Consider the following 21128-nt stretch of genomic DNA (forward strand, 5'->3'; position numbering starts at 1 on the left):
GCGCCCGATTGCTTCCCCTCATGTTTTTTCTACCATTGTAGCATTTATTACGGCCTGGCGGGAGCTTCCCCAAAGCTATGACTCGAGTAGGCCGTATTTTCTCTTAAACCGATGCAAAATCGCGATCCAACTGCTGCCGAACACCGCAAGGAAAAACACATTGGACAAGGCATGCGCCAGATCAAAATAAAAGCTTTGTATATAGGCGATAACAATCAGCTTCCAGCTTAAGGTGTCCGGCAAGCCGATGATAAACCAAACATTCATAATCCATCCAAACAAAAATCCCCATGCGAACCCAAACACGAGCAAGCCTGTTTTTGTTTTTATAAGCCATGTGTGCCGCAGCCAGCCAGCCGTGGCCCCTATCATACCCCAGCAGAACATTTGCCATGGCGTCCAAGGACCCTGACCAAGGAAAATATTCGAGACGACGGCGGCTATCGCCCCGATGATAAAGCCTGACTCCGCGCCGAAAACAATCGCAGCGATTATAATAACGAAGGATGTAGGCTGAACGCTCGGCAGCGGCGCAAAAGGAACTCGGCTGACGGCTGCAATAGCGGCAAGCACCGCAAGGATAACAATCTCGCGTGCTTCGATGCTCCTTCTCTCGAACCGCGCAAAAAAAGGAAGCATGGTTACGAAGAGAAGCACGATGCTCAGCATGAGGTAATGCTCATCCGTAATAGCGGAGGACAGCGCCATCGCCGCAACGAACAATGCGATGCTGGCTAAAAACCAGAGCTTTATTTTACCCATTGATCCATCACATCCCCGGTCGTCAGCGCATCGGGCAGCCACTCGCGCACCGTGCGGTTAATGGCTGTCGTATAAAAATAATTGCTTCCAAAAAACTGAGCCGGAGCCGCCTCGGCTGAAATCGCGCCGTCAAACACCATCGCGCAGCGCGATGCATGCTCCGCCGCAAATTCGATATCATGGGTAACCATAACAATCGTTTTGCCTGATCGGCATAATTGCTGCAGCAGCTCGGCTGCCCGCTGCTTGGCTATGGGATCCATTCCTTTTGTCGGCTCATCCAAGCATAGGACATCCGGCTCTCCCAGCAGCACCAGCGCAAGCGCCGTTCTCTGCTGCTCTCCCCCGCTCAGGTCATATGGATGCTTGGGCAAAATATCGGCAATTTGCAGGGCTGCCACTATGCCGTTAATTTTATTCTCCCGTTCGTGGCCAAGCTCCACATAATCAGCCATCTTCTGAAGCTCCTCCTCGACTGTGTCATAGCTAAAATACAGCAAGGGATTTTGGGCTAAATAGCCGACCTTTATATCTTTTTCTTTCTTCAGCCTGCCGCGCTGCGGCTTCAGCAAGCCAGCCATCATTTGCAGCATCGTCGTCTTTCCTGCGCCGTTTCCGCCCATTACCGCCAAAAACTCATTCTTATATACGTGAAGCGACAGCTTCTTCAACACCTCAGGGCCGTCTTTCTCATATTTAAACGTCATCTCCTCACAGGCGAGCAGCCGCTCCTGCTTGTCGTTCCGGGTGTTTCTCAGTGCCTCCGCTTGCACGGGAGGATGCGTTTGAATTCCGCCTAACCCGGCCAACCACTGCTTCCCCTCGCGTACGGTCAGCGGGATTTCTTTCGCATGTCCTGACGGGCTTACCGGCTCGGCTGACAAATAAAGCTTGGTCACGCTCGGCAGATACGAAAGATCCGTTGACGCTTCGGCGGAGCCGATCAATTGGCACAGTTCTCTGGGTGCAGCATCGAATTTGACCTTTCCGCCGTCAAGCATAACGATTCGGTCAGCAAGCGGAATCACTTCCTCGAGCCGATGCTCGCTAATAATGACCGTCATCGACATCTCTTGATTCAAGCGGTATATAAGCTGCAAAAAATCACGCGCAGCTACCGGATCCAGCTGTGAGGTAGGCTCATCCAGCAGCAGCAGCTTCGGCTGCAGCAGCAGTACGGAAGCGAGGTTAATCAGCTGCTTCTGACCGCCTGATATTTCATGCACGGACTTATGCAGCAGATCTTCCAGTCCAAAAAAATGGCTCATTTCAGCCAGGCGCTTGCGCATAACCGCTTGGCCATAACCGACATTTTCCATCGAAAAAGCCAGCTCATGCCATACCCGGTCCATAACGATTTGATTTTCCGGGTTTTGAAAAACCATACCGATCTGCTCTGCTGCGGTTACCGCAGGCAGCTCCGCAAGCGGCAGGCCGTCAAAAAACACGGTGCCCGAGCGCGTTCCCGTCGGCTGCGCCTCATGTTTCATATGACGGAGCAAGGTTGTTTTTCCGCAGCCGGACGCTCCGCATAAGACGACAAACTCCCCTTGCTTCACCGTTAGGGATACGTTATCGATTGCAGCCGTTGTCGTATCGGGATAATAAAACGATAGTTGATCTACTCGAATGACTTCCATGTCCTTCTCTCCATTCCTTCAAGAACCGCTGGCGTTAATAAAAAAGCACAATAGCAAGCAAAGATGAAGCCTTCTCCCTGATTCAAATGCATCGATTCCAGACGGGGATAGATCGTTAGCACCCCATAACCCTGCATCCAGCCCCAAACGCAGGCAGCCCCCGCCACTATCAAAAATCCGAGCACATACCAGTCCCTGCGATCCATCCGATAGATTACGTAGGAGCTTCGTTTGGCAGAGCCGTACCCTCTCGCTTTCATGGAATCGGCTGTCTGAAGCGCCTCTTCCAAGGACCAGGTCAACAGCACGCGAACGAGCAGCATGCCGTCCTTGCCGCGTTTTTTGAGGCTGCCCTCGTGAATGGTTACTCCCTTCATCCGCTGCACGGTCGTAATTTGCTCCAGCCTGCGCAGGAACAGCGGCACGAAGCGAATCGACATCGAGGTTAGGAGCGACGTGCGCGGCGCGACCCTCGAGAACAGATACATCCATTTGTCAGTGGTTACGATTTGCTGAAAGGAAACAAACGCTAACATTATGCATATTAACGAGAGCATCATCGTCACACCGTACAAAATCGCTTCCAGCGTTACCGGCTGATCCATGAAATAAAAGAGAATATGCCTCCCCCGATGGGAGAACAGCGGGTTAAGAACGGCAACCGATCCGCCCATAAGCGCATAATAAGGAAGCAGCTTAAGCAGCCGCTTCCCTTCGCCATGAATGACAATAATACCCGTAAGCGCCGCAATCGACGCCACGAGGAAAACAGGATGAAATAACAGCATTCCGAAGGCAATGACACCCGCATAATAGCAGAAGCTGGTAATGGGATGAGTGGAGAAGAAGGCATTGTTCATTTTGCCTCAGCTCCCAGATCCTCGCCGAGATCGATGGTATACAGCCATTCAATGACATCGCCGTCCTTGAGTTTATAGGCACCCGCGCTTTTATTTGGAAACTCGCCGTTCACCCGGTACATCCATCCGCTCTTTGCGCCGAGATCAAATTCATACAAATTATCAATGCCTTCAATGTAAGCAGCCGCCTTTACGCCTCTGTATTCCATTTGGATTTTGTTTTTGCGGGTCGTTCTCTTCAGCACCTCAAGCACGGTATCGTCTTTCTGCAGCTCGACGGCGGTAGCCGCGAGCACGGTGCCCGTTTTCTCGTCCGCCACGATCGATATCGTAACCGAACTAATCGGCTGCTTCGTTGCGCCCGGTGAGGCAGACGGTGTCTGGACGGGCTTTTCTGACGCATTCGGCTTTGGCAAAGGTGTCGCCTGCTGATCGCCCTGTACTGGGGAAAGCGTCGGCTTTGCCGGTTTCACGGACGCAGCGGGTTTCTCGCTTGCGGCATCCTTTACCGGATTTTCATCTTCGTCTTTGTCCGCGACCGCAGAGGGCGTTGGCTTTGGTTCCAGAGTCGGGGATGAATCAGCAGGTTGCGCGCTATCGCTTCCGCCGTTAGGCTCTATGCCGCCTTTATCATCCGTAACAGCTGTCTCTTGCGGAGCTTGACTTGCTTGCGTTTGCTCGCTTGCCGTATTTCCGTTCGTTTCCGGATTCGCGCAGCCGACGATTGCTCCAATTACCAGCAGGCTTATCAATAAGCTGAATAACCATCGTTTGCTGTTCTTTGCCATCATTGCTTTCCTACTTCCTTTTTTCAATTCTTTTTGACCGGTCACGCTTCTTCGTTATGCCGCTGGGGGCTGCAAAACAAAAAAAAGATCCCCTGCTCAGAGGGGATCTGCTTATCGAATGAAAGATTTGCAACTGCAAATAAAATAAACATCATGCGCAATGCATAACGTTGTGCTCTCCATTCTTACCCCCGAAGAATGAGAAACAAATAAGAAAAGGCAGGTCTCCTGGCTCGTGCGTCAACACGTTTCTCTACCTTCCCATCCTTATGTCAGACAGTGGCATTTTGAGAGAAACGCTCTTCACATACAGTGGCGGGACCGCGCCGGCGTGATACCGGACTTCCCTATTAAGCAAACAAAAACCCGTTCTGCTTGCACCTTCTCTTAACAAATATTCGATTATTTAATCAATCATATCGGGATTAAGGGGGTTTGTCTATAAGCGATCGCAACAAGCTAACGGCATCGCCCGTGCTGCCTCAATTGAAGCTTGAGCGATCAGCTGCGGCTGTCGATTTGTACGATTCGGCCGCAATGTTGTTCAGGTTAATAAAAAAAAGCCGAGCAGGCATAGCCATCCTGTTCGGCTTTGAGATCATAACGCTTCGTAACTTTATATTTTATTATTTTGCTTTTCTACATGAACCCGTTTAATGAAAAATGCAACAACCAGGCCAATGACCGCAACGACCATCGCGAACATAAACGCATCCTGTATGCCCGCCGTCATTGCGAGAGGCGCATTCGCAGGGTCAGCCGGATCAGCGGCATTCTTCATAAAGCTGTTCATCCCGGCGGTCATAATGCTAACCGCGACCGCCGTGCCAATGGCACCCGCTACCTGCTGCAGCGTGTTCATAATCGCTGTGCCGTCCGGATACAGTTCGCGCGGAAGCTGGTTCAGACCATTGGTCTGCGACGGCATCCATACCATCGAAATTCCGATCATCAGGCAGGAATGAAGCACGATGACAAGCGCCAGCGTCGAAGCCGTCGTAATGCCGGAGAAAAACCAAAGTACGGCTGCTACGATAACGAGTCCGGGAATAACGAGCCATTTTGGACCGAATTTATCAAACAAGCTGCCCATTATCGGGGACAAAATACCATTAATCAGTCCCCCCGGCAATAGGACGAGACCTGCTGTAAGCGCACTAAGACCCAGCCCGCTGATCAAATACATCGGTAAAACGAGCATGGAGGCTAAAATAACCATCATACAAATAAACACCATCAGCGTTCCCACTATGAACATCGGATGCTTAAAGGCGCGCAGGTTCATCATCGGCTGCTTCATCGTCAGCTGACGGATAGCAAAAACGATAAGCGCGGCTATGCCGATAATCATAAAGGTAATCACTTTTGCGCTGCCCCAACCGCCTTCGCCTTCACCTGCGCTGCTGAACGCAAACACGATGCCGCCGAAGCCTAGGGTCGAAAATACAAGCGAGAACACATCGATTTTCGGTTTTGTAATCGTGGAGACATTTTGCATATAGAAAATCCCAAAAACAAGGGCTATAACCAAGAAAGGAAGCGACAGCCAGAAAATCCAGTGCCAGCTTAAATTTTCGATGAGAAGTCCGGCTATGGTAGGTCCTACCGCAGGTGCAACCATAATGACGAGCCCGATTATGCCCATCGCCGCTCCCCGCTTCTCGGCAGGGAAAATAATGAGTATCGTATTAAACATCAGGGGCAGAAGAAGCGCCGTACCTATGGCTTGAATGACGCGTGCCGCCATGAGCACATCAAAGCTCGGAGCGAGCGCCGCCACAAGCGTGCCAAGCACGGAGAAGCTTACCGCTGCTATAAACAGCTGCCTCGTTGAAAACCATTGCAGCAGTAAGCCCGATACCGGAACCAAGATGCCAAGCGTGAGCAAATAGCCCGTTGTCAGCCATTGTACCGTTGGCGCAGTGATATTAAAAACTTGAATTAGATCGCTAAGCGCTACATTTAAAGCCGTTTCGCTGAACATGCCGACGAAGCCGGCCAAAAGCAAGGAAATCATAATAGGAAATACTTTATAGGTCTGTTCCGTTTGTTGCTGCGATTTTGCCATTGTTGCTTGCAAAAATTCCACTCTCCCATATCTATCTATCTTTATTTATGCCTTCTCAGAAAGAAGGACAATGGTTTATGACGTAGGGTATGCACTTTGCCGCGCTTAACAGCGGCTGCTTATCCCGATTCGTCAACGTCAGGATCAGCGCGCCCTCCAGCAGCGAAATGATGACGACGCCAATCTCTTTTGCTTTGGCCTCATCCATGCCATAACTAACAAGCCTTTCCGAGATGACGGCCTGCCAAGCGGCAAACACATCCTGTCCGGCAGCTCTAAGCGTATCACTGATCGACGAGGTTTCCACCGCCATCCAGAAGCTAAAGGGCATATATCCTTGAAAATCGAACTTCTCGGCATCCTCCGCCATATCGTGAACGAAATTCTGTATGGCTTCCGCCGGCTCTTCAAAAGCGGAAAATTTTTGATTCCACTTTTCGATGACGAGATCACGGGTGCAGTTTATGCACTCCAGCGCCAGCTCCTCCTTGCCGTTCGGGAAATAATAATACAAAGAGCCTTTTGGACAGCTGCTCTCTTTAATAATTTGGCTCAAACCGGTAGCATGGTATCCCTGCGTAAAAAAAAGCCTTGCTGCCGTTTCAAGAATGGCGCATCTGGTATTTTGTTTTTCTGACATCCATTCACTCCTCGATTATAACGATCGGTCTATATAATATAAACATTGATCCGCTTAAAGAGTCAATCATTTTTTATTTACAAAACGCCTAATACAAAAAAGACAACCAGACGAATGTCTGGTTGTCTTGGCTTTACCGCTGAAATTAGAAGCTTGCAGCTACTTTTTTTGCTTGTTCAAGGCCGGCAGCAACAATCGCTTCCGCTTGATCAGGCAATTGGTTGTGACCTTCGATAATGACGCTCTCCAGGTTTTTTACGCCGAAGAAGCCCATTACGTTGCGAATGAAGTTGAACGACATTTCAGCGCCGGCTGCAGGACCCTCGGAATAGATGCCTCCGCGTGCGTTAAGCAGCGCTACTTTTTTGTCTGTAATCAAGCCGACAGGACCTTCAGCCGTATAACTGAATGTTTTGCCTGCTTGAGAAAGGTAGTCGATGTAAGTGTGCAATACAGCCGGAACCGTGAAGTTCCAAAGCGGGAATGCGAATACGACTTTATCCGCTGCAAGAAATTGATTGATATATTTATCGGAAACCGCTACTGCCGCTTGCTCTGCTGGTGTCAGGTCGTAGCCGCGGGCCGCTTTAAAGTTACCGTTGATCATATCCGCATTCAAGTACGGCAATTCTTCTTTAAACAAATCCAGCTCAATAACGGCATCCTCAGGATGGCTGGCTTTGTAGCTATCTAGAAAAGCGTGATATAGCTTAACGCTTGTTCCCATTTCGATTCCGCGATCGTTTGCTTTAACAAATAAAACTGTACTCATGATTTGTTTCCCTCCACAATATGTTATTTACTTTTTGTAAGTACCTTTATTGTATATAGTTTTAAGGAGGGAAGCATCGGTAAATAGACCGAAAAAAAGGTGATATTGAACCGCCTAGGGCGGAGATTCAGTCTTACGACTATAGTCTTACGACCTTTTTTATTCGAGTTCTTTCATTAAATGCACCGCGTATAAAGCCGCTTGCGTACGGTCCGTCATATTAAGTTTGCTCAAAATACTGCTCACATGCGTTTTTACTGTTTTCTCCGCCACGGTCAGGTTTCGCGCAATATCTTTATTACTCATTCCTTTGGTAAGCTCCTGCAGCACTTCCAGCTCCCGCGGAGTCAATAGTTCGATTAATTCCCGGCTCGGCAGCTCCTTCACCGCAGCATTTTCCGGTACCACCTCTGCAAGCAGCGCGCTCGCGATGTCCGGGTGAAGCTGGATGTTCCCCTTATAAGCGCTGCGAATGGCTTCTGCAAGCTGATCCGGCTCTACATCCTTCAGCATATACCCGATTGCTCCGGACTGGAGCGCGGGAACAATATGGCTGCGGTCCGAGAAACTCGTCAGAACGAGCACTTTGATCTCCGGATTTTGCTTGGCGATCCGCGTGCTCGCTTCAATCCCGTCCATGATCGGCATATTCAAATCCATCAGTATGATATCCGGATTTAATTCGGCTGCCTTCTCGACGGCTTCCAGTCCATTGTGGGCTTCCCCGACCAATTCGAAATCAGGCTGCATCGTGAGAAAAAACGAAATGCCCTTTAGCACGATTTGATGATCGTCTACCAATAATATTTTGATCTTCACGGCTGTTCCTCATTCCTCATTCCACATTTCCATATCTGTCGCGACCGGGATCGTAGCTTTTACAACAGTGGGCCGCCCCTTCGCGCTTTTGATCGACAGCTCGCCGCCCAGCGTCTCCGCCCGCTCCCGCATCGTCAGCATCCCCATCGTCAGCTTACCTTTTCGTTTCTCGGGTGAAAACCCAAGGCCCTGATCCTTGATTTCTATGCTGGCAGCCTGCTCTGTTTTAACTAACCGCACGTAAACCACATTGGTTTCCGCATGCTTCTTTACATTGTTCATGGCTTCTTGCCCGATCCGCCAAAATGCCTCTTCTATTGCCCGGGGCAGCTCCCTTACGCCTTCAACCTGTTCAAATACCGTTAAGCCCATGTTCTTGCCGTATTGCTTTAACGCAGTCAGCAGTCCATGCTCTAAGCCTGCCGGGCGAAGCTGCCAGATCAGCGTTCGCATTTCCTTCAGCGTTTCTTGGGACAGCTGCCTTATTTCTTGCAGGGACCGCTCGACGATCGGCTCTTTGCCTGCAAGAACCGTTTCCGCCCCTTTGGCGAGAAAGGATAATGAAAATATTTTTTGAATAACCGAATCATGCAGGTCTCTTGCCATCCGGTTTCTCTCTTCCATTCGAGCCAGCTCGCGCCGCTGCTCATACACCCTCAAATTTTCCACGCTTAGCGTAAAATGATCCCCTAACGAATACAAAAAATCCTCGAGATAATCATCAAATTGCCTGCCCAGCTGGCTGCTGATAAACAATACGCCGATCGGCTTGCTTCGAATACGAAGGGGAATCGCCACGGCTGAGGAAAACGGCGGAATTCCGATGGACGTCAACGATGAGCTGGGTACTTGATGGCAATCCGACAAGGTAACGATCCGATTCTCACGGAAAGCGGTGCTTACCGTCCCTCCTTGGTCAATCTCCATCGAAAGCCACTCTTTCTTGACACACTTATCCGTATAATGCGCCCGCAGCGATAATTGCTCCTGCTCGTACATAAATAACGAAACATGCTGCCAGTTGAAGGTATCGCCAATATAGCGAACGGCCTGGAGCGGCAAATTGTTAATATCCTGTATGGCATTTATTTTTTGAATGACATCGCCGAGCTTCGCATAATGAAGGGCATGCTTCTCCTGAACCTGGTAGAGCCGGATTCGTTTAATCGCCGTGCCGATTTGATAGGCTACCGCTTGCAGCAGCGCCAGCTCCTCCTCCGAGAATTTCGCCTTCCCGGACTGCGCGACGTTCAAAAGGCCGAATCGGTCCGAGCCGGCATGAAGCGGCACGGTCGCATGATGGGAAACACCCTCCGTATCGCCGAGCTCATTGTTAACCGCATATGTAATTCTGGAGCATTCGATAATATTCACCGCTTGCTCCAGCTTATTTTGCTTGAATCTCTCAACGCACCAGCATGCTGATCCGCACATCAGTGCTTGGTTATTTGCCCGAAGCCCCTCCGGTAAATGATGTGTAGTCACGCTTAAATCTTCGCTGTGATGATCGATCATAAAGATCCAGCCGGTCGTAAAGCCTGTTACTTGGAGCAGCTTGGCAAGCACGTCTTTTAGCATTTCTTCCATGTCGTTGGTACTGTTCAGCGTCTCGGCGATTTCCTTCAACGCGACCAACTCATAAGCCCTTTTCTCCGCGGACATGCTCCCACCCCTTCTAACCACACATTATACACCTAGGCAAACAGCAAAAAAAGAGCCGCCCCCTCCTAGATTCCTCTATTTCAGATGAACAGCTTTCCATAAAGATTACCGCTTTTTGAACGGCTTTTTAATTAAAAGAACATAACAGGCCACAGCCCCAAGCTCTGCGGCAGCAATCCAAATCCCCATCGGAAGCGCGTTTGCGCTGCCGCCGAGGCCGACAAGCGGCGCCATCAAGCCTCCGAAAGTAAAGGAGAGGAGCCCTAGCAAGGCGGATGCGCTGCCTGCGGCGCTGCCGTGCTTTTGCATCGCCAGCGAGAAGCCTGTCGTGCTGATGATGCCTACGCTGGATACGACCAGAAATAACGGAACGAGAATATAGATCAGAGCCGCTTCGAGCAAAATCATGGTTAGCAGCGCCGTTCCTGCCGATGCTGCAATCGCCAGCCCGATGACGAACAGCTTATTCTCTCCCACCTTAGCCGCAAGCCGGCCAGTAAGCTGTCCGAATAATATAATACCTAAGCCATTTATTGCGAAAAACAAGCTGAAGCCTTGCGGCGTCACGCCGTAAATATTTTGCAGCACGAAGGGCGACCCTGCGATATAGGCGAACATCGCCGCCATCACGAGACCTTGCGCCAGCGCGTAGCCCATAAAAGAACGGTCGCGCAGCAGGATGCCGAAGGTCGATATCGTTTGACGAAATCCTCCGGTCATTCGCTTATCAGGCGCAAGCGTCTCGGGCATGCCAAACAGCACGGCCAAAAAAATGAGCACGCCCCAAACGCCCAGCACGATGAATACGCCCTCCCAGGACGTTACCCTTAATAGTTGGCCGCCCGCAATGGGAGCAAATATGGGAGCCGCCCCGTTGACCAGCATCAGCATCGCAAAAAAACGGGTAAGCGAAGGACCCTCATACAAATCACGGACAACCGCCCGGGATATAACAATGCCGGCTGAACCGGAAAAGCCTTGGATAAACCTGAGAATGATTAAAATTCCGATTGAGGGCGCCATCGCGCATAATACCGAGGATAGAGCGTATACGGCTAAAAAAATGAGCAGCGGCAGCCTTCTCCCCTTTATGTCGCTCCAGGTTCCGGAGAAAAGCTGTCCGACAGACAGACCGATCATACAGGCCGTTAAGCTGAGCTGAACGAGCGAAGAGCTTGTTCCGAAGTCCTTTGCCAGCTGAGGCAGGGCAGGCAGGTACATGTCTAGCGACAACGGTCCGAACGCAGACAACGAGCCGAGCAGCAGAATGAGCCACACCCGCTTCGTGTCCGCCGAAGGATTGGCCTTTAAGGATTGTATTTGGCTGTGATTAGGCACGATTGCAACTCCTTCTTCAATAAATATATCAAAACTCTACTTTATCACCTTTCATTATTTGTTCCAATACGATTATAGGCACAGCAAACATTTGTCCTCCAATGTTTTGTTTGTTATGATTGAGCAAAGATTGTCGCATAGAGATGAAATTTGCTTACGAAGTAGGTTTGCTTCGCAAACCTAAGCCAATGCTTACGAAGTAGGTTTGCTTCGCAAACCTTTAAGGAGGAACAAATGCAAAAAGTTAAAATTTTTTCCGGCACTTCGAACCAACGACTGGCCGAGGAGCTGTGCAAAGAGCTTGAGCTTCCGCTCGGCAATGTCGCCATATCGAGACAGCAAAGCGGAGAAATCCATGTATCCTACGGGGAGTCGATTCGTACCTGCGACGTTTTTATCATTCAATCGCTCTCGCATCCGGTTAACGAGCATTTGATCGAGACGCTGGTTATGATTGACGCCGCAAAACGCGCATCGGCCAAAACGATCAATATCGTCATGCCCTATTACGGCTATGCAAGACAAGAACGAAAATCAGCGCCGCGCGAACCGATTTCAGCTAAGATGGTTGCGGATGTGCTGACCACGGTTGGGGCTAACCGCATTATTACGGTCGACCTGCACGCTGATCCGATACAAGGCTTTTTCGATATTCCGGTCGATCATCTAACCGCGCTTGATTTGATCATTGAATATTTAAGAAACAAAAAGATTAAAAACCCGGTAGTCGTATCTCCCGATGCGGGACGCGCTACTACGGCCGAGAAGCTTGCCGGCCTGCTCGATTGTCCTTTCGCCATCATGATCAAAAATCGGCCTGCTCATAACCAATCCGAGATTACGCATATCATCGGCGATGTTGAAGACATGACGCCAATCATTATCGAGGATTTGATCGATACGGGCAGCACGATCGTAAACGTTGTAGAGGCGCTTAAGAAAAGAGGCGCCCATGATTCTTACATATGCGCAACGCACGGGCTCTTCTCCGCCAACGCGCTCGAGAAGCTTGACCATCCCAACATTCGCGAGGTCGTCATTACGGATACGATCGCGATCGGCGAGGAACGCTCCGATAAATTTATCGTATTGCCGATGTCGCCTCTGCTTGCCACAGCAATCAAAATCATCACCGAAGGCGGATCCATCGCCACCTTGTTTAAAGCCGGCACCTAGATTAAAAGGAACAGCAAATGAAGCATACCCCCTTGCGAAAGAGCAAGGGGGTATTTTCTGTGCCATGAATAACCATGGATAACTGTGGCAAAATAAGAGCGATGCGTTAAATACACGAAGGAAAGGAGCCGCTTTCCCATGGATAAACAGCTCGATAATGTCTCTCCTCCCCTATCGGATCATATAGACGCTGAGCTGACGAAAATCTTGCCGAGAATCAAAGACATTTTTTCCGAGACACCCGATTTAATTATCCGAAAATTAACAATCAAGCAGACGAACGAGCAAGCTGCTTTAATTTTTATAGACGGCCTGACGGATAGCACGATTATTAATCATGACGTTCTGCGCCCCCTTCAGCTTGAATCCGGCAGCGGGCAGCCTGGCGATGACCTTATCATGACCGTTAGTCATTTCGAACTTGAGACGAGCTGGGCGCGGATTGAAGCCCTGCTCCTGCACGGGCATAGCATATTATTTGTCAATGGGCGGACCGAAGCCTATTCACTGGGAACCATGGGTTGGCCGCAGCGGGATATTCAAGATTCTCAACTTGAGTCTTCTTTAAAAGGCTCACACCAAGGCTTCGTGGAAACAAGCGGGCAAAATATCGCATTGATTCGCCGTTATATCGCTAATCGAGAGCTGAAGATGAGGCGAATCACGGTCGGGCGGCGCGGACAAACTATTGTGACGATATTGTACTTGGCGGATGTCACGAACATGGACCTATTGGAAGCATTGGAGAAAAGGATCCAAAACGTTGACATTGATGTCATTCTAACTGCAGGCGAGCTGTCTGAATTGATCGAGGATCATCCCTTTTCTTTATTTCCGCAGTTCATTTCGACGGAACGTCCGGATTCAGCCGCATCGCAGCTGCTGCAGGGAAGATGCGTAGTCGTTGTCGACCGGTCACCGAGTGTGCTCATTGCTCCCGTTACCTTCCTGTCTTTTTTTCAAAACACGGATGACTACAGCATCCGCTGGCCTATCGCTACGTTTCTCAGACTGCTTAGGCTGTTTGCTTTCTTCACCGCGGCTTTTCTCCCTGCTTTTTATATCGCCGTCGTCAATTTTCATTTCGAGATTATTCCGATGAAGCTGCTGCTGACACTGGGGGAATCGCGCGGCCAGGTTCCTTTTCCGCCATTCGTGGAAGCCATTCTCATGGAAATCACGCTGGAGATGCTGCGCGAGGCCGGCATCAGGCTGCCCGCGCCTATTGGGCAAACGGTGGGCATAGTAGGCGGTATCGTCATAGGACAAGCCGTCGTTCAAGCCGGCTTGATAAGCAACATTATGGTTATCGTTGTTGCATTCACGGCTATCTCCTCGTTTATCTTGCCCAACTACGATATGGTAGCCGCCGTAAGACTCATCCGATTTTTATTGATGGTTCTCGCAACCACATTCGGATTTGTAGGATTGGTTATCGGCTTGATGACAATGCTTGCCCACCTGTTGACCTTGAAGTCGTTAGGGATGCCTTATAGCAGTCCGCTTGGTCCGATACGGTTGTCCGATTGGAAGGATAGCCTCGTCAGAATACCGATATGGCTTCTTAAAAACCGTCCAACAAGCAGCCTGCCCCAGCAAAGAGAAAGACAGGGCCCCCATACTCAGAAGGAGGAGGACCAATGAGTAGAAGCGAGAACACACTCATTACACCCATGCAATTCACATTTATCATCTCAGGCATTCAAGTGAGCGTATCCATCCTCTCGCTTCCTAGACATCTTGCGGAAGCAGGCGGAACCGACGGATGGATGGCGATCCCCATTGGATTTGCCTTTAGTCTGGCAGCAAGCTTTATAATCGTGAGGATCATGCAAAATATGCCTGATGGCACGATACTTGATCTGCTCTCCAAACAATTTGGCGCTTGGGCCGGCAAAAGCTTTGCTTTGCTGCTTTGTTTGTATTTTCTATCTTTTGTGTATGACAGCCTAGACCGGGGGATTCTCATAACAAAGGCATGGCTGATGCCAAACACGTCGTCTTATTTGTTCATGGTTTTATTTCTCGTGCCTGCTTATATCATCAGCAAGCATGGGCCTCAAACCATTGGAAGATATTCCGAGCTCATCTTTTTCTTTTCCGGTTGGATACCGTTCATATATTTATTTACGCTCAAACACGCCCACTGGCTCTATCTTCTCCCCCTGTTCAAGGAGGGCTTGGCGCCTGTCCTGAAGGCTGTGCCTGCTATGCTTTACCCTAGTCTCGGCATGGTGGCTACCTTTATTTTATATCCGCATTTAAAAAAGAAGGAGAAAGCCTTTCGAAGCCTCTTTCACTCCAGCTTAATAACGATGCTTATCTATCTTTACATCACGATGATTTGTTTTATGTATTTCAGTCCCGACGAAATCAATGAGTACAATGATCCCACCATCAGCATATTGAAGACCATCGAATTCCGTTTCATGGAACGGATCGAGGTTCCTTTTATCGCCTTTTATTTATTTTTATTCTCATTGGCATGGATTCCTTCCACCTATATTGCTGCTTTCTGCTTAAAATGGATTTTCGGTTTGAAGGATACGATCCTGCCCATACAGCTATTTTGCATCGCGCTTGTTATAAGCTCCTATTTTTATTTGCCCACCTTTAATCAAAGCGATATTCTCGGCGCTTGGATTGGTTGGTTCGGGATCGGTATAGAATATGTATTTCCATGTCTGCTGCTCGCCTTTATCGCCTCAAAAAAGGCTTGGATGAAAAGGAACCGAATATGAAACTACATCTGCGAAAATGCCTGATTATCTTGGCAGTCATTTGTCTTTCGGCCTGCGGCTGCAGTGATGAACTCTCTCTTGAAAATGCGGCGACGCCCCTTGCCTTAGGCATCGACCTAGATGAGAACGATAAATTCCAATATTACATTACAATACCGGTATTCAGCAAAAACATTAACAAAAAGAGCCAACAAGGCGGAGGCAAAGCGTTTACGCTCCGTCAATCCAATTCACAGCAAGACGCCCAAACGGCCGGCTCCGTGCAGGGTCGGAATTATCAAGTCCTTTTGATCGGAAAACGTTTGCTGGAGCATGAGGATTGGTTCCGAATGCTTGATGTGCTATTTCGCGATCCAAGAAATACGGTCATGGACAGGGTTATCGTCATTGACAGCCCCGTATCGGAGATTATATACCTAAACAAAGATGACCAGCCTCAATTGCCTATTTTGCTCAGGGGAATGGTCGAGACCAAAAGCAAAAAATCGGAAACGTATGCTACGACCGTGCAAGATCTGCATCAATTATTTTATGAAAAGGGAATTTCGCCTTATATGGCTGAAGTAAAAATAGTGAAAAAGGAACTGCGGTTGGAAGGTTCCGCCCTGCTTAACTCGAGAGGAAAATACGAAAAGTCTTTAAATGCCCAAGAAACCGCGCTGCTCCATGTCTTGCAAAAGAAAGCCAAGCCTGGCGTCAGCTTCTCCTATCGGATACCAGGCGAGCCCAATATCGGCCCATTCGCTACCGACATGCTGAGCTTCACGGCAAACAAAATAAAGACGAAAATAGCAACCTCCTACCAAAATGGCCGTTTTGTTTTTGATTTTCATATCAAAATGACGATTGGTCTATCCGAGCATTTGTTTCCTTACGATGTTGCCAATGACGCAAATAAATTAGAGAAGCAAGCCGCTGAGCAAATGAAAGCCCAAATGGAACAGGTCATCCGCTCGTTCCAAAAACATCAGATCGATCCGATCGGACTTGGCATCTACGCAAGGGCATTTGAGTATAAAGCGTTTAAAAAAGTGGAAGATCACTGGGGAGAAGCGTTTGAGGATGCGGACGTCCATGTGAAATTAGATCTCACGATTGGAGCCATGGGGCCGATCAGATAAGGAAATGGCTAGAAATAAGAGGATACCCCAGAAAATCCGAGGTATCCTTAAGCCAATCATTCGGTTTTTAACTTTTTTTGGGTTGAAACCGGAGCCTATGCTCCCGATGCTGCTCTCGGCGATACGCTTCTGCTATTCCAAATTTAGATATATCAGCATGACTTACCTTCTTGTATGACAGAACCGTATCGATATCCAGGCTGAAAGGGAACGGTTCGAGCTCGATCGTCGATTCATTCTTCCACTCGGCAAGCATTTTCGTTTGCCCCGTGCGATCGAACCAATAAGAAAATCCATTGGCAAACCATTCGTAATGCTCACGCAAGGTTCCCGGCTTCTCCATGCAAGCGAACAGCGACAGTTCATCGCAAAGCAGCAATGCCTTCGCATGCTGCTGAAGCAGCTTCACGTCAAGCTGCAGCTGCTCGATTATGGCGCTTTGCCTTGTAAACTCACGTTCGACGAACGTTACCGTATCCTCGTTTCTAAACTGCTCGGCAAGCGTCGTATACAGAATACTGCCGAGCAGAGCGGCATACGGGCTGATTTCCTGTACACGGTCAAGTCCTCTGGAGTAAAAGACGAAGCGGATGTTTCCCGGAAAATCCCGGAAAGAAAATGGAGCATCCGCCGCATCATTCCAAAGCGGAATACGATCCAAATCGATCCAGCTGCTATCATGCTCATAAGCGGCTAAGTTTAGCTCCTCCCTGCGCTCGGCACTGAGGAACAAAGCGTCCTGCCAAGCGGAAACGAGGTCTCCCGAAATACGGGCATGATCCTGCTGCGCAATGAAGATGAACGCGTCTTCCATTTTGTAAACGATCATCCTTACCATCCCTTCCTTCTTGAAGTAAACGGTTGTTTAGTAGGCTTCTATTTGTCCAATTGGCGTGTTTGTCTGATGGGACAGCTCTATTTCTTTATGTCTGGCAATGACTAAATCCATTACGCATCTGTAAATAACGGACGCATAATCCGGGTTTAAATCCGTATCCGCAGCTTGCTTCGCAATTTTTTCGAATTGTTGGGATTCACGGCCGGGATCCTGCGCAGTAAGCTTCTGGGCTGCTTTATAGATTCCCACTTCTTCCGTCAATTGAAACCTTTTTGCGAGCAAGGAAATAATCTCCTTATCCAAATGATCAATGTTTTGTCTTAATTCCTCTAGTTTGGAAGCCTTCATATGTCTCTCCCTTATCTGTCAGTATTAATATATTGTACCACCTCAGCAACCGAATCGGCTACGCGGTTTCATCAATCTCCTCCTCTATCCATACCCAAAAACGAAAGTTTGGTTTCACTCCTATAGCAACTCTAGACTGATCAAAACCATCAAAACCATTTTCCAGCAAACAAAAAAACTGGCAATCGCCGTTTGGACGGCAATGACCAGTCTTCCGTTGACATTATAGTTAAGCGTTACACGGTTTGCGCCGCTGATTTCCGCAGTTCTCTGCGTACTACCGGCATCACCTTCGCCGCCAGCAGTTCAATCGATGCGGCTACCTTCGGGAAAGGGATTCCGCCGATATCGAACTGAGCCATAAAACGATGATGGCCAAAAAGCTCATGCTGTGCCAATATCTTCTCAACCAGCTGCTCCGGGCTTCCCACCGCCAAGGCGTTCATCGGGCTTGCCATCAGCTCGAATTGCTCGCGCGAAAGATGCTCGCCCCTGGCATTACCGCCCATAAACTGGCTCACATAATTCGCATAGTGAGGATAGTATTCTTGTTTTGCCTGCTCGGCGGTCTTTGCGATATAGCCATGGCTTGTTATAGCAATCTTTAACGCATCAGCCTTGTGGCCCGCTTTTATGCCGGCGGTCCGGTATGCGTCGACAAGCGGCTTAAACCGCGCCGGGTCGCCGCCTAAGATCGCGAGCGCCATGCCCGCGCCAAAGCTGCCAGCCAGCTCCGCGCTTTGCGGAGTGCCGCCGACTCCGACCCAAACCGGCAGCTCCGTTTGCAGCGGACGGGGGGCAATTTCCGCATTTTGCAGCGACGTCCGGAAAGCGCCTTCCCAGGTTACCCGCTCGTCTTTGTTCAGATCCAGCAGCATGCCAAGCTTCTCCAGAAACAGAGCCTTATAATCACTGAGCTCGAAACCAAACAAAGGAAAGGATTCTACATAAGCTCCGCGTCCCGCTATAATTTCCGCCCTGCCGTCCGACAACAGGTCCAAGGTCGAGAAATCTTCGAACACCCTCACCGGATCCGACGTGCCAAGCACAGTCGTCGCGCTCGTTATTCGAATGTTCTTTGTCGCTTGCGCAATTGCCGCCAAAACAACGGGTGGCGATGAAATGACAAAATCCAAACGATGATGCTCACCAACGCCAAAAATATCAATACCGGCCTCATCGGCAAGCCGGGCAGCCGCTAGGATCTCTTTCATACGTTCTCTTGCGTTTGGCATTTGCCCGATAACGGGGCTAGGACATAGGTCGCCCAGCGTATAAATGCCAAATTCAAAATCACCATGCTGCTTCTCTGAACGAAGTAAGCCTTCCGTATGCGTTGTTTCCTCTTTGATGACAAACACCACTTTCGTTCTATTCTATTCACGCGCTGATTTCTAACGCTTCGATTATTATAGTAGTTACTTATCGTAAGTAATGATACATAAGTAATTTAATTTCGTCAAGTTACGCATCTGGACGCTCACGTTTCTTATGATCATTAGCATACGCAAATAAGGTTGAAGCAAGCCATGCCTGCTTCAACCTTATGGTATTGCTACTCTTCGATAATAAGAAAGCTCCAAGGAGCCAACTCCAAGTTCTCTCCGCTTGCAACGCTGCGGTCTGACAGCAGCTCCCTGCCGTTCTGATGACGAAATGGAACGGAAATCGCTTGTCCCGAATAATTAAAATAATACCGAATGGTTTGCCCATTGCCATTGACGCCCGTTTTCACGATTACAGGGAACGCAAGCTCTTGATTCGAACCCCATAATCCTGCGTCCCGAACGGCGCCGCTAAGCACTCTGCTCACCACTTCTGCGCTTGGCATGCAGCCGATATAGGTTGCCGTTCCTTTCCCATATTCATTTCGGGTAATCGCCGCATACTCGCCCCACTGCGCATGCTCATAATAAGCCAATACCTCGGCCGTCGTAGGCGTAATAAGCTCCATCCACATCCCAACTTGGCTAAACCCATCGCTTTCCTTGATCAGCTTCCCTTTCAAGCCAACTTGATTAGGCTGCACGAATAAGCTGTAAGTGATTCCACATGCCTCGTTAATAATGCCCGGCTGCGCGGTGTCGCGAACCTTTACCACTTCATCCGTAAAGCCGCTTTTGAACGTATAGACCACATGGCCGCCACCGCTCACATAAGCGTTAAGCCGTTCCAAATCCGCGGTGGCTGCCGCGTAAAGCGCCGGAACGATAATCAGCTTGTACTCATCCAAACGGTCAAATGACGGCTGAATAAAATCAACCTCGACATTTAACTTATACAGTTCATCATATAAAGCGCGCACGACGTCATTGTAGATTTTCCCGTCTGGCAGCTTAAACCACTCCATAGCGGACAATGCTTCATTGCTCACCATTACGGCAACCTGATTCTGTTTCTTCAGGTTCACGAGCTTATCGCTCAGCCTCGCAAAATCGGCTCCCACCGTGGTGGCCTCGTTATAGACCGGATTCGGCTTAAGGTCATGGCTTAGCAAACCTTTCCAATACGTTTCGAATGAATTATGGATGGAATGCCAGTGCCAATAAGCGACCATATTCGCTCCCGATGCGAGATGGCTGAACGCCTGCAGCCGCAATTGCCCGGGATACGGCGTCCAATGCGGAAAAGCCTGCGCTTGCGTCTCGAGAACCAAGTAGTTGCTGTTTTTCAGCGAACGCGTCATATCGCCGCCGAATGAAATTTCGATGCCGGTTAAATCATCCTGTGAGGGATGGTAAATGTCTACGCCCGCGATATCAAAGGGCTCAGAAGCGGCAAAATGATCTACGGAAGGTTGAACGCCGAAGGAATATCCCCGCCATTCAAAATCAAAGTTTTGCGTAACGAATTGTCCCGGCTGCTTATACTCGTTCACTAGAGAGACCTGCCATGCCAGGAATTCATTTACGAGCTTGCGCTGGAACTTAGCGAACTCTGCGCCAAGGCTGCCATTGATCGTTCCGATAACCGAAGGGAATTCCTCCCAGCTGTTAATACGGTTGCTCCAATAATCAAGTCCGAACAATTGATTCACTCGCTCAAGCGTACCGTAGCTCTCCCGCATATATTTCACGAATTGCAGCTGGACATTCGGCCCCGCCGTATCATAATGCTTCGTTTCATTGTCCGTTTGATAACCAATAACGGCTGGATGAGTGCATACGCGGCTAATCAGCTTCCGAATAATCCGTTCCGAATAAAAGAGGTAGGCCGGATTCGTGATGTCCATAATTTGCCGGGCGCCGTATTTGCCGGGACCTCTAGCGGTAATCGCGAGTACGTCCGGATGCTCTTTGACCATCCAAGCCGGCACGGCATAGGTCGGCGTACCGACAATCACCGCGATGCCGGCCTTATGCATGGCGTCCAGCACCTTGTCGACGGAAGAGAAGTCAAACACGCCGTTTTGCGGCTCATGCGTACTCCAAGTCGATTCCGCAATCCGGACGACGTTGATGCCTGCTTCTTTCATCATCCGAATATCTTCATCTAACCGCTCATAAGGCATATATTCGTCGTAATAAGCAACGCCGTACAACAATTTTTCCATCA

At 49.3% G+C, this 21128-nt stretch carries 19 protein-coding genes and 1 riboswitch; of the genes, 5 read left to right on the top strand and 14 right to left on the bottom strand.

What is annotated here, in order from left to right:
• Nucleotides 1-75: 75 nt before the first annotated feature.
• From ACN6MW_RS02535 to ACN6MW_RS02550, 4 genes are read right to left on the bottom strand one after another with little or no spacing between them, the layout of a single operon-like run.
• Nucleotides 76-762, bottom strand: coding sequence for an ECF transporter S component (locus tag ACN6MW_RS02535; RefSeq protein WP_419874080.1), 687 nt, complete (start codon nt 760-762; stop codon nt 76-78).
• Nucleotides 750-2402 (bottom strand): ABC transporter ATP-binding protein, encoded by a 1653-nt coding sequence (locus tag ACN6MW_RS02540; protein ID WP_419874081.1) that lies wholly within the window; start codon nt 2400-2402, stop codon nt 750-752. Before ACN6MW_RS02540 ends, ACN6MW_RS02535 begins: the two co-directional genes overlap by 13 nt.
• On the bottom strand, nt 2384-3262 hold the full coding sequence (locus ACN6MW_RS02545; RefSeq protein WP_419874082.1) for an energy-coupling factor transporter transmembrane component T: 879 nt from the start codon (nt 3260-3262) through the stop codon (nt 2384-2386). Before ACN6MW_RS02545 ends, ACN6MW_RS02540 begins: the two co-directional genes overlap by 19 nt.
• Nucleotides 3259-4053 carry a DUF4430 domain-containing protein gene (locus ACN6MW_RS02550; RefSeq protein ID WP_419874083.1) on the bottom strand — a complete coding sequence of 265 codons (795 nt, stop codon included), beginning with the start codon at nt 4051-4053 and terminating at the stop codon, nt 3259-3261. Before ACN6MW_RS02550 ends, ACN6MW_RS02545 begins: the two co-directional genes overlap by 4 nt.
• Before the next feature lie 197 nt (nt 4054-4250).
• Nucleotides 4251-4450: riboswitch (cobalamin riboswitch) on the bottom strand.
• Between the two features lie 35 nt (nt 4451-4485).
• On the opposite strand from ACN6MW_RS02550, the gene ACN6MW_RS02555 reads away from it, so the two are divergent.
• Entirely contained in the window at nt 4486-4707 is a 222-nt protein-coding gene (locus ACN6MW_RS02555; RefSeq protein ID WP_419874084.1) for a hypothetical protein, read from the top strand.
• Here the strand turns inward: ACN6MW_RS02555 and ACN6MW_RS02560 are convergent.
• The 6 genes from ACN6MW_RS02560 to ACN6MW_RS02585 all read right to left on the bottom strand — a co-directional run bounded on the left by ACN6MW_RS02560 (nt 4667) and on the right by ACN6MW_RS02585 (nt 11349).
• Nucleotides 4667-6118, bottom strand: a complete 1452-nt coding sequence (locus ACN6MW_RS02560) for a DHA2 family efflux MFS transporter permease subunit (protein WP_419876251.1) — start codon at nt 6116-6118, stop codon at nt 4667-4669. The genes ACN6MW_RS02555 and ACN6MW_RS02560 overlap by 41 nt on opposite strands.
• 55 nt (nt 6119-6173) lie before the next feature.
• Nucleotides 6174-6758, bottom strand: a complete 585-nt coding sequence (locus ACN6MW_RS02565; protein ID WP_419874085.1) for a TetR/AcrR family transcriptional regulator — start codon at nt 6756-6758, stop codon at nt 6174-6176.
• A 145-nt stretch (nt 6759-6903) separates the two neighbouring features.
• Nucleotides 6904-7530 (bottom strand): FMN-dependent NADH-azoreductase, encoded by a 627-nt coding sequence (locus ACN6MW_RS02570; protein WP_419874086.1) that lies wholly within the window; start codon nt 7528-7530, stop codon nt 6904-6906.
• Between the two features lie 159 nt (nt 7531-7689).
• Nucleotides 7690-8349: a response regulator gene (locus ACN6MW_RS02575; protein WP_419874087.1), complete on the bottom strand. Its 660-nt coding sequence runs from the start codon at nt 8347-8349 to the stop codon at nt 7690-7692.
• A 9-nt stretch (nt 8350-8358) separates the two neighbouring features.
• Complete coding sequence (locus tag ACN6MW_RS02580; RefSeq protein ID WP_419874088.1) at nt 8359-10011, bottom strand: GAF domain-containing protein; 1653 nt, start codon at nt 10009-10011, stop codon at nt 8359-8361.
• 105 nt (nt 10012-10116) lie between these two features.
• The gene (locus ACN6MW_RS02585; RefSeq protein ID WP_419874089.1) at nt 10117-11349 is read right to left on the bottom strand and encodes a multidrug effflux MFS transporter; all 1233 of its coding nucleotides are present in this window, start codon (nt 11347-11349) and stop codon (nt 10117-10119) included.
• A 234-nt stretch (nt 11350-11583) separates the two neighbouring features.
• Between ACN6MW_RS02585 and ACN6MW_RS02590 the strand changes: the two genes are divergently transcribed.
• From ACN6MW_RS02590 to ACN6MW_RS02605, 4 genes are all read left to right on the top strand, one after another.
• Complete coding sequence (locus tag ACN6MW_RS02590) at nt 11584-12525, top strand: ribose-phosphate diphosphokinase (RefSeq protein WP_364149641.1); 942 nt, start codon at nt 11584-11586, stop codon at nt 12523-12525.
• A 138-nt stretch (nt 12526-12663) separates the two neighbouring features.
• Nucleotides 12664-14169: a spore germination protein gene (locus ACN6MW_RS02595; RefSeq protein WP_419874090.1), complete on the top strand. Its 1506-nt coding sequence runs from the start codon at nt 12664-12666 to the stop codon at nt 14167-14169.
• Nucleotides 14166-15266 (top strand): GerAB/ArcD/ProY family transporter, encoded by a 1101-nt coding sequence (locus tag ACN6MW_RS02600; RefSeq protein WP_419874091.1) that lies wholly within the window; start codon nt 14166-14168, stop codon nt 15264-15266. Before ACN6MW_RS02595 ends, ACN6MW_RS02600 begins: the two co-directional genes overlap by 4 nt.
• Complete coding sequence (locus tag ACN6MW_RS02605) at nt 15263-16387, top strand: Ger(x)C family spore germination protein (RefSeq protein ID WP_419874092.1); 1125 nt, start codon at nt 15263-15265, stop codon at nt 16385-16387. Before ACN6MW_RS02600 ends, ACN6MW_RS02605 begins: the two co-directional genes overlap by 4 nt.
• 67 nt (nt 16388-16454) lie before the next feature.
• On the opposite strand, the gene ACN6MW_RS02610 is transcribed toward ACN6MW_RS02605, so the two are convergent.
• The 4 genes from ACN6MW_RS02610 to ACN6MW_RS02625 all read right to left on the bottom strand — a co-directional run bounded on the left by ACN6MW_RS02610 (nt 16455) and on the right by ACN6MW_RS02625 (nt 21126).
• Nucleotides 16455-17216 (bottom strand): DUF3891 family protein, encoded by a 762-nt coding sequence (locus ACN6MW_RS02610; protein WP_419874093.1) that lies wholly within the window; start codon nt 17214-17216, stop codon nt 16455-16457.
• A gap of 36 nt (nt 17217-17252) precedes the next feature.
• Entirely contained in the window at nt 17253-17573 is a 321-nt protein-coding gene (locus tag ACN6MW_RS02615) for a chorismate mutase (protein WP_419874094.1), read from the bottom strand.
• A 236-nt stretch (nt 17574-17809) separates the two neighbouring features.
• Nucleotides 17810-18925: an LLM class flavin-dependent oxidoreductase gene (locus ACN6MW_RS02620; protein WP_419876252.1), complete on the bottom strand. Its 1116-nt coding sequence runs from the start codon at nt 18923-18925 to the stop codon at nt 17810-17812.
• Nucleotides 18926-19128: 203 nt separating this feature from the next.
• A complete protein-coding gene (locus ACN6MW_RS02625; RefSeq protein WP_419876253.1) occupies nt 19129-21126 on the bottom strand; it encodes a beta-galactosidase in 1998 nt (665 codons plus the stop codon).
• Between the last annotated feature and the right edge of the window lie 2 nt (nt 21127-21128).

The organism is Pristimantibacillus sp. PTI5 (assembly GCF_048572955.1).
Taxonomy (GTDB): Bacteria; Bacillota; Bacilli; order Paenibacillales; family Paenibacillaceae; genus Pristimantibacillus.

What these genes read in the sequence shown, in the direction of transcription:
- ACN6MW_RS02535 (WP_419874080.1), bottom strand. Translation starts at nt 762, where the DNA reads ATGGGTAAAATAAAGCTCTGGTTTTTAGCCAGCATCGCATTGTTCGTT.
- ACN6MW_RS02540 (WP_419874081.1), bottom strand. Translation starts at nt 2,402, where the DNA reads ATGGAAGTCATTCGAGTAGATCAACTATCGTTTTATTATCCCGATACG.
- ACN6MW_RS02545 (WP_419874082.1), bottom strand. Translation starts at nt 3,262, where the DNA reads ATGAACAATGCCTTCTTCTCCACTCATCCCATTACCAGCTTCTGCTAT.
- ACN6MW_RS02550 (WP_419874083.1), bottom strand. Translation starts at nt 4,053, where the DNA reads ATGATGGCAAAGAACAGCAAACGATGGTTATTCAGCTTATTGATAAGC.
- ACN6MW_RS02560 (WP_419876251.1), bottom strand. Translation starts at nt 6,118, where the DNA reads ATGGCAAAATCGCAGCAACAAACGGAACAGACCTATAAAGTATTTCCT.
- ACN6MW_RS02565 (WP_419874085.1), bottom strand. Translation starts at nt 6,758, where the DNA reads ATGTCAGAAAAACAAAATACCAGATGCGCCATTCTTGAAACGGCAGCA.
- ACN6MW_RS02570 (WP_419874086.1), bottom strand. Translation starts at nt 7,530, where the DNA reads ATGAGTACAGTTTTATTTGTTAAAGCAAACGATCGCGGAATCGAAATG.
- ACN6MW_RS02580 (WP_419874088.1), bottom strand. Translation starts at nt 10,011, where the DNA reads ATGTCCGCGGAGAAAAGGGCTTATGAGTTGGTCGCGTTGAAGGAAATC.
- ACN6MW_RS02590 (WP_364149641.1), top strand. Translation starts at nt 11,584, where the DNA reads ATGCAAAAAGTTAAAATTTTTTCCGGCACTTCGAACCAACGACTGGCC.
- ACN6MW_RS02595 (WP_419874090.1), top strand. Translation starts at nt 12,664, where the DNA reads ATGGATAAACAGCTCGATAATGTCTCTCCTCCCCTATCGGATCATATA.
- ACN6MW_RS02600 (WP_419874091.1), top strand. Translation starts at nt 14,166, where the DNA reads ATGAGTAGAAGCGAGAACACACTCATTACACCCATGCAATTCACATTT.
- ACN6MW_RS02605 (WP_419874092.1), top strand. Translation starts at nt 15,263, where the DNA reads ATGAAACTACATCTGCGAAAATGCCTGATTATCTTGGCAGTCATTTGT.
- ACN6MW_RS02610 (WP_419874093.1), bottom strand. Translation starts at nt 17,216, where the DNA reads ATGATCGTTTACAAAATGGAAGACGCGTTCATCTTCATTGCGCAGCAG.
- ACN6MW_RS02615 (WP_419874094.1), bottom strand. Translation starts at nt 17,573, where the DNA reads ATGAAGGCTTCCAAACTAGAGGAATTAAGACAAAACATTGATCATTTG.
- ACN6MW_RS02625 (WP_419876253.1), bottom strand. Translation starts at nt 21,126, where the DNA reads ATGGAAAAATTGTTGTACGGCGTTGCTTATTACGACGAATATATGCCT.